Raw genomic sequence first — 7,498 nt, 5'->3', positions numbered from 1 at the left:
GCTATATCTCGCCCACGCTGATCGAGCAGGCCCCGGCCAACGCCAGCATCATGTCGGAAGAAATCTTTGGCCCCGTGCTGCCCGTGATCACCTACCGCGACATCGGTGAGGTGGTGCGCCAGATCAACGCGGCGCCCAAGCCGTTGGCCCTGTACATCTTCAGCAAGAACAAGGCGCGCATGCGCCAGATCCTGGCCCAGACCAGCTCCGGCGGCGTGGCCATCAACCATGTGGTGCTGCACTACGCCCACGGCAACCTGCCGTTCGGCGGCGTGAACAACTCCGGCATCGGCAGTGCCCACGGCGAGTTCGGCTTCAAGGCCTTCTCGCATGAACGCGCCGTGCTGAAGTCCGGCCCGGTGCTGATGGCCAAGATGTTCTTCCCGCCCTACACGGGCCTGAAGCAAAAGATGATCCGCTGGACAGTGGATTCCCTGCGTCTGCCATCGCTGTTCTGACCGATAATCCGCACGCCTGATCATCTCAGCCCGCCTACATGGCGGGCTTTTTGCATGTCGCGAAGCTCGTGGATACCTTCATTCAACAACTGATCAACGGCCTGGTGCTGGGCAGCATGTATGCGCTCGTGGCCTTGGGCTACACCATGGTCTACGGGATCATCAACCTCATCAACTTCGCGCACGGCGAGGTGCTGATGGTGGGTGCCCTGGTGAGCTGGACGGTCGTCACCAAACTTGCTGACTGTGGTCTGCCGGGCTGGGCTCTGCTTGCGATCTCGCTGGTGGTGGCGATGCTGGCTTGCATGGCCTTGAACTACCTGATCGAGAAGCTGGCTTACCGGCCGCTGCGCAATGCGCCGCGCCTGGCACCGCTGATCACCGCCATGGGCATGTCGCTGCTGCTGCAGACCCTGGCCATGATCATCTGGAAGCCCGACTACAAGCCGTACCCGATCCTGCTGCCTGACGATCCCTACGAGATCATGGGCGCCACGATCAACATGGTGCAGATCCTGATCCTGGGTGTGACGGCCGTGACGCTGGCTGGCCTGATGTTCCTGATCAATGGCACGAAGCTGGGCCGGGCCATGCGCGCCACGGCCGAGAACCCGCGTGTGGCGCAACTCATGGGCGTGCAGCCCGACAAAGTCATCTCGGCGACATTCATCATCGGTGCCGCGCTGGCTGCGCTGGCGGGCGTGATGTGGGCCGCGAACTATGGCTCGGTGCAGCACACCATGGGCTTTCTGCCTGGTCTGAAGGCTTTCACGGCCGCCGTATTTGGCGGCATCGGCAACCTGGGTGGCGCGATGGTGGGCGGTGTACTGCTGGGCGTCATCGAAGCCATGGGTGCGGGCTACATCGGCGATCTGACAGGCGGTGTGCTGGGCAGCAACTACCAGGACATCTTTGCCTTCACTGTGCTGATTCTGGTGTTGACCTTGCGGCCTCAAGGCCTGCTGGGTGAGCGCGTGGCCGATCGGGCATGAAGGAGCTGGCGATGAAGAACCGTCTGCAAACCTTTCTGATCAGCGCCGTGGCCCTGGCCGTGTTGCCGCTGCTTCTGCAAGGCTTCGGCGAGGCCTGGGTGCGCATTGTGGACACGGCCTTGCTCTACATCCTGCTGGCGCTGGGCTTGAACATCGTGGTGGGCTTTGCCGGCCTGCTGGACCTGGGCTACATCGCCTTCTATGCGGTGGGCGCCTACATGTTCGCGCTGCTGGCTTCGCCTCATCTGAGCGAGAACATCCCAGCGATTGCTGCGATGTTTCCGCACGGCTTGCACACGCCGATCTGGTTGGCCATTCCGATTGCCGCTGGCGTATCTGCGCTGGCTGGTGTGCTGCTGGGCGCGCCTACGCTCAAGCTGCGTGGCGACTACCTGGCCATCGTGACGCTGGGCTTCGGCGAAATCATCCGCGTGTTCATGAACAACCTGGATGCGCCCATCAACATCACCAACGGCCCCAAAGGCATCAACAGCATTGACGCCATCAGCGTGGGCGGCGTGAGCCTGGGTGAGCCATGGCATGTGGCGGGCTTGACCCTGCCTTCCGTCACCTTGTACTACTACCTGTTCCTGGTCGTGGTTGTCGTGGCCGTGATCATGTGTCTGCGCTTGCACGATTCGCGTCTGGGGCGCGCCTGGATGGCCATCCGTGAAGACGAGATTGCCGCCAAGGCCATGGGCCTGAACACGCGCAACCTGAAGCTGCTGGCCTTCGGCCTGGGGGCCATGTTCGGTGGCGTGTCCGGCGTGTTGTTCGCCAGCTTCCAGGGCTTTGTGTCGCCGGAGTCTTTCAGCTTGCAGGAGTCCGTGCTGGTCGTGGCCATGGTGGTGCTGGGCGGCCTGGGGCACATTCCAGGCGTGATCCTGGGCGCCTTCCTGCTGGCCGCTTTGCCCGAGGTGCTGCGCCATGTGGCGGGACCTTTGCAGGCCATGACAGAAGGGCGCCTGGATGCGGCCATCTTGCGCCAGTTGCTGGTGGCCTTGGCGATGATCGGCATCATGCTGATGCGCCCGCGTGGCCTGTGGCCTTCACCGCGTCACGAAGATCGTCTGATCCCTGATGAAGGCGAGACAGGAGGCCGCGCATGAGCAGCGCTACCTTGTTGACCGTGGCGGGTGTGTCCAAGCGCTTTGGTGGCGTGCAGGCCTTGAGCGATGTGGGCCTGAGCATCACGGCGGGCCATGTGCATGGCCTGATCGGCCCCAATGGCGCGGGCAAGACCACCTTCTTCAATGTGATCACAGGTCTGGTGCCTTCTGATCAAGGGCGCTTTGAACTGGCGGGCAAGACCTACAAGCCGACGGCCGTGCACAAGGTAGCGCAGGCTGGCATTGCACGCACCTTCCAGAACATCCGCCTGTTTGCCGACATGAGCGCGCTCGACAATGTGCGCGTGGGCCGCCATGTGCGGACCAAGGTCGGTTGGTGGCAAGCGCTGCTGCGCACCAAGGCCTTCACGCATGAGGAAGCCACGATCACACGCGATGCCATGGCTTTGCTCGAATTCGTCGGCCTGGCCGGCAAGGCCAACCAGACCGCACGCACGCTCAGCTATGGTGACCAACGCCGCCTGGAGATCGCCCGCGCGCTGGCCACCGAGCCCAAGCTGCTCGCGCTGGATGAACCCGCTGCCGGCATGAACGCCACCGAGAAGCTGCAGTTGCGCGAGCTGATCGAGCGGATCCGTCAGCAAGGGCGTTCGGTGCTGCTGATCGAGCACGACGTGAAGCTGGTCATGGGCCTGTGCGACCACGTCACTGTGCTGGACCAGGGCAAGCTGATTGCATCCGGTTTGCCGGATCAGGTGCAGCGTGATCCCGCTGTGATCGCGGCCTACCTGGGTACCGGCCATCAGCCGGCCGCGTGAGCTGAACTTTGCGTTGCCTGCCATGCCGATCACCACGCCGCCCAACCAGACATTCCCCGACATGACCGAATCGCCTCGCCCCACCACGCAACCCCTGCTGGCCATTCAGCAACTGAGCGTGGCCTATGGCGGCATCAAGGCGGTCAAGAACCTGAGCCTTGAATTGCACGAGGGTGAACTGGTCAGCCTGATCGGTGCCAACGGCGCCGGCAAGACCACCACGCTCAAGGCCATCTGCGGCCTGCTTGCGCCACAAGCTGGCGAGGTGCTCTATCAAGGGCGCAGCGTCAAGGGGCAGGGTGCCTGGGAGCTGGTCTCGCAAGGCCTGGTCATGGTGCCCGAAGGGCGAGGCATCTTCACGCGCATGAGCATTGACGAGAACCTGCGCATGGGCGCTTACCTGCGCAAGGACAAGGCTCAGATCGAGGCGGATACTGAATCGGTCTACCAGCGCTTCCCGCGCTTGAAAGAGCGGCGCAAGCAACTGGCCGGTACCTTGTCGGGTGGCGAGCAGCAGATGCTGGCCATGGGCCGGGCCTTGCTGGCGCGCCCCAAGCTGCTGTTGCTGGACGAGCCATCGATGGGCCTGTCACCCATCATGGTCGACAAGATCTTTGAGGTGGTGCGCGATGTGGCCAAACAAGGCGTCACGGTGCTGCTGGTTGAGCAGAACGCGCACCGTGCACTGGAGATGGCCGACCGCGCCTATGTGCTCGATTCGGGTGAGGTGGCGTTGTCAGGTGCGGCTCGCGAGTTGCTGGGCAATCCGCAGGTGCAGGCGGCGTATCTGGGCGCTTGATATCTCAGTTGACATCATATTTTTTTTGATGGTGTCAGCAGAAAAAATCTGGCTACCAAGTCGATATGCCGGTCGTACTGGTTTTGGAGATGCCATGCGGCCCATACGATGAATGGGATGCCGACCAGCATCAGGTATGCGACCTGTGCTGGGCCTGATGTCGGCTGATAGATGCGGTGTAAGACCACGAGCACCGGGCGATGCGTCAGGTACATGAAATAGCTGGCAGTGCTCAGATACGTCACGACAGCGGGCAGCCGTGTGATGCGCAGCCAGGGGCCGGTTAACAACAAAAAAACCGTGACAGCCCCAAACAAGGCCATCGGCATGCTCCACAAACTTTGCTCCACAGTGTCTCTAGCGAAAACAGACAGGAAGATGCTGCCGACGAAAGTCAGTACGGCCAAGGTGGTGCCAATGCCTGCCCGGCTGACCGGGTGTTTGCCCATGTACAAACCTGCGGCAAAGCAAGGGAAGTACATCCAGATGCGTACGTCGGGCTGGCTACCCAAGGTCACGTTTGCCAGCAAAATCAGTTGAATGATCAAGCCAAGCACGAGGTAGCGCCAGGCAGATTGGCCCCGCTCATGAATCATCCAAGGTGCGATCGCGTAAAAGCACACGATCATGGTGATGAACCACAATGTAGGCGGCGTAGGCCCCCAGAACATGGCCAACAACAACGCCGACTTGATCAAGGTTCCAGTCTTGAAGGCGCCCATGGCGAAGAAGATCGACAAGGCTGCCAGAAAAGGCGGATAGATGCGCAAGAACCTTGAACGGTAATAGGACTGAAGGCTTGATCCTGTGAGGTTCATGTCCTTTTTGCCCATCAAATAGCCAGACACCAAGGTGAACAAGCCCAACACGACCACTGTCAGTCGGGTGGTGACTGGATTGAAGTAACCTGGGTACGCCTTGGTGTAATTGAACAGGTGCCAGAACCCGACGATGTAGAGCATGCTAAGGCCTCGGATGAGGTCCAGAGCGTGGAGCCTAGCCTGGGGTTTGATGGATGCTGCGGGCATGCTGGACGCAATCAAAGAGCTGCCACGATCTTCGCCGCCAGCGCCTTCAGATGCGCTTGATCTGCCATCACGGTGGCGTGTGGCTTGCGCAGATCCCCGATGGAACCTGGGATCACATGGATGTGAAAGTGCGGCACGGTCTGGCCGGCACCCGGGCCATTGAGCTGCATCAGCACCACGCCATCGGCGCCCAGGCCTTTCTTCTGCGCGTTGCCGATCTTGCGCACGGTGGCCATGCAGGCTGCGGCGGCCTCATCAGACAGTTCGAACACGGTTTCTGCGTGCTCCTTGGGAATCACCAGGGCATGGCCTTCTGTCTGCGGCATGATGTCCATGAAGGCCAGCGTGTGCGCGTCTTCATACAGTTTGATGCAGGGGATCTCGCCGCGCAGAATCTTGGCGAAGATGTTGTTCGTGTCGTAGCTCATGTGGGGCTCCTTGAAGTGTGTGGCACAACAGACGTTCAGCTTGAGGCCTTGTCAGCCGCACTGGTGAACGCATCAGCATAGAAATACTCTTCCGGCAGGCCGGCCTTGGCGATGAAGTCTTCACGGGCCGATTGCACCATGATGGGGGCACCGCAGGCATACACCTCGTAGGTTGACAGATCCGGCAGATCGGCCAGCACGGCCTGGTGAACAAGGCCCGTGCGGCCCGTCCAGTTGTCCTCCGGCTTGGCGTCCGACAACACTGGCACATACGTCAGCCAGGGCAGCTCGGCAGCTTGTTGCTCGGCCCAGTCATGCATGTACAGATCGGCCTTGCTGCGGCAGCCCCAGTAAAGCTTGGTCGGGCGGCTGATGCCTTTGTGGCGCATGTCTTCGATGATGGCCTTGAGCGGCGCAAAGCCAGTGCCCGAGCCCAGCAGTACCACGGGGCGCTCGGATTCATCGCGCAGGAAGAAGGTGCCGAACGGGCCTTCCACGCGCAGGATGTCCTTTTCTTTCATGGTGCCGAAGACCTGATCGGTGAACACGCCTCCTGGCATGTGGCGGATGTGCAGTTCGATGCCCTCAGGCCCGGCCTCCTTGACGGCATGTGGTGCGTTGGCCATCGAGTAGCTGCGGCGCTGGCCGTCTTTCAGGATGAATTCGATGAACTGCCCGGCGCGAAAGCCGAAGTTATTGGTGGCGGGCAGTTGCAGGCGCAGCACCATCACGTCGGGTGCGAGCCGTGTGAGACGGGTCAGCCGCGTGGGCATCTTGACCACGGGGTGATCGCCCATGCCCACGACCTGCTTGCACTCCAGCACCAGATCGGTCTGGGGGGTGGCGCAGCAAGTCAGCATGTAGCCGGCTTCTTCTTCCTTGGGGCTCAGTGCTTTTTCCTGATGCGCGCCGTGGATCACCCGGCCTTCGATCAGCTTGCATTTGCAGGAGCCGCAGGCGCCGTCCTTGCAGCCATAGGGCAAGCCGATGTTGGCGTTGATGGCGGCACTCAATACCGTCTCGTCCCGCTGCATGGTGAAGCTGCGGTTGCTGGGGGCGATGGTGACGGAAAAACTCATGAACACAACCTCGATGAAGATGGCCTCAAAATCACGGGGATCGATTTTCGCTCAGACTTTGAACCAGCCCGCCATGTTCTACCCCCAACCCGCACGACATACCCGGTTTCGTCAAACGCGTGTGCTGATCGTGGGCTGCGGGGATGTGGGCGCACGTGCCGCTCGCCAACTGTTGCCACGTTGCCGCGTGCTGGCGCTGACCTCGCGGCCAGACAAGGTAGATGCATTGCGTCAAGCGGGCATCGTGCCGCTGATCGGCAACCTGGATCAGGCGGCGAGCCTGGGGCGACTGGCTGGCTTGGCTACCCGTGTGCTGCATCTGGCTCCGCCACCGGGTTCTGGCGCCACGGACCCACGCACGGCCCGCTTGCTGGAAGCCTTGAGTCGACGTGGTGGCGTGCGCGCCTTCGTCTACGGCAGCACCTCGGGCGTGTATGGCGATGCCCAGGGCGCCTTGTTCGATGAGACCCGTGCGGTGGCACCAGCTACCGATCGAGGCCGCCGCCGCGTGCATGCGGAAAGCCAGGTGCGATGGTGGGGCCGCAGGCAGGTGATGAGGTCGGGCTCGCGCGCCAGCATCCTGCGCATCCCGGGCATCTATGCACTGGATCGTGAGGGCGGGGATCCGCGTGAGCGTGTGCGCAAGGGCAGCCCCTTGTTGCGCCCTGAGGATGACGTCTACACCAACCACATCCATGCCGATGATCTGGCTCGGGCCTGTGTGGCGGCCTTGTGGCGAGGCCTGCCAGGGCGTGTGGTGCATGCCTGTGATGACACGGACATGCGCATGGGCGATTACTTTGACTGGGTGGCCGATCACTTCGGC

General features: G+C 61.8%; 9 protein-coding genes. 6 read left to right on the top strand and 3 right to left on the bottom strand.

Annotated elements, in window-relative coordinates:
* From EPO09_RS20995 to EPO09_RS20975, 5 genes are all read left to right on the top strand, one after another.
* Positions 1-458, top strand: a 458-nt coding sequence (locus EPO09_RS20995) for an aldehyde dehydrogenase family protein (RefSeq protein ID WP_290646343.1), incomplete at its 5' end; no start/stop codon positions are given.
* Between the two features lie 68 nt (positions 459-526).
* Positions 527-1,450, top strand: a complete 924-nt coding sequence (locus tag EPO09_RS20990; RefSeq protein ID WP_290646341.1) for a branched-chain amino acid ABC transporter permease — start codon at positions 527-529, stop codon at positions 1,448-1,450.
* A gap of 11 nt (positions 1,451-1,461) precedes the next feature.
* Positions 1,462-2,559: an ABC transporter ATP-binding protein gene (locus EPO09_RS20985; RefSeq protein ID WP_290646339.1), complete on the top strand. Its 1,098-nt coding sequence runs from the start codon at positions 1,462-1,464 to the stop codon at positions 2,557-2,559.
* Positions 2,556-3,338 carry an ABC transporter ATP-binding protein gene (locus EPO09_RS20980; protein WP_290646337.1) on the top strand — a complete coding sequence of 261 codons (783 nt, stop codon included), beginning with the start codon at positions 2,556-2,558 and terminating at the stop codon, positions 3,336-3,338. Before EPO09_RS20985 ends, EPO09_RS20980 begins: the two co-directional genes overlap by 4 nt.
* A gap of 61 nt (positions 3,339-3,399) precedes the next feature.
* Positions 3,400-4,137: an ABC transporter ATP-binding protein gene (locus tag EPO09_RS20975; protein ID WP_290646345.1), complete on the top strand. Its 738-nt coding sequence runs from the start codon at positions 3,400-3,402 to the stop codon at positions 4,135-4,137.
* A 14-nt stretch (positions 4,138-4,151) separates the two neighbouring features.
* Here the strand turns inward: EPO09_RS20975 and EPO09_RS20970 are convergent, their stop codons facing one another.
* From EPO09_RS20970 to EPO09_RS20960, 3 genes are read right to left on the bottom strand one after another with little or no spacing between them, the layout of a single operon-like run.
* Positions 4,152-5,165 carry an acyltransferase gene (locus EPO09_RS20970; RefSeq protein WP_290646335.1) on the bottom strand — a complete coding sequence of 338 codons (1,014 nt, stop codon included), beginning with the start codon at positions 5,163-5,165 and terminating at the stop codon, positions 4,152-4,154.
* An 11-nt stretch (positions 5,166-5,176) separates the two neighbouring features.
* Complete coding sequence (locus EPO09_RS20965; protein WP_290646333.1) at positions 5,177-5,593, bottom strand: HIT family protein; 417 nt, start codon at positions 5,591-5,593, stop codon at positions 5,177-5,179.
* A 35-nt stretch (positions 5,594-5,628) separates the two neighbouring features.
* Positions 5,629-6,672 carry a CDP-6-deoxy-delta-3,4-glucoseen reductase gene (locus EPO09_RS20960; protein ID WP_290646331.1) on the bottom strand — a complete coding sequence of 348 codons (1,044 nt, stop codon included), beginning with the start codon at positions 6,670-6,672 and terminating at the stop codon, positions 5,629-5,631.
* 73 nt (positions 6,673-6,745) lie between these two features.
* Between EPO09_RS20960 and EPO09_RS20955 the strand changes: the two genes are divergently transcribed.
* On the top strand, positions 6,746-7,498 hold a 753-nt coding region (locus EPO09_RS20955), incomplete at its 3' end, for an NAD-dependent epimerase/dehydratase family protein (RefSeq protein ID WP_290646329.1).

It is taken from the genome of Aquabacterium sp. (assembly GCF_004297345.1).
GTDB lineage: Bacteria > Pseudomonadota > Gammaproteobacteria > Burkholderiales > Burkholderiaceae_C > Aquabacterium.
Note: the sequence above shows the minus strand (reverse complement) of the source record. Positions and strands in the feature narration are given on the sequence as shown.

Coding starts and splice junctions, on each gene's coding strand:
- EPO09_RS20985 (WP_290646339.1), top strand. CDS start 1,462: ATGAAGAACCGTCTGCAAACCTTTCTGATCAGCGCCGTGGCCCTGGCC.
- EPO09_RS20980 (WP_290646337.1), top strand. CDS start 2,556: ATGAGCAGCGCTACCTTGTTGACCGTGGCGGGTGTGTCCAAGCGCTTT.
- EPO09_RS20975 (WP_290646345.1), top strand. CDS start 3,400: ATGACCGAATCGCCTCGCCCCACCACGCAACCCCTGCTGGCCATTCAG.
- EPO09_RS20970 (WP_290646335.1), bottom strand. CDS start 5,165: ATGCCCGCAGCATCCATCAAACCCCAGGCTAGGCTCCACGCTCTGGAC.
- EPO09_RS20965 (WP_290646333.1), bottom strand. CDS start 5,593: ATGAGCTACGACACGAACAACATCTTCGCCAAGATTCTGCGCGGCGAG.
- EPO09_RS20960 (WP_290646331.1), bottom strand. CDS start 6,672: ATGAGTTTTTCCGTCACCATCGCCCCCAGCAACCGCAGCTTCACCATG.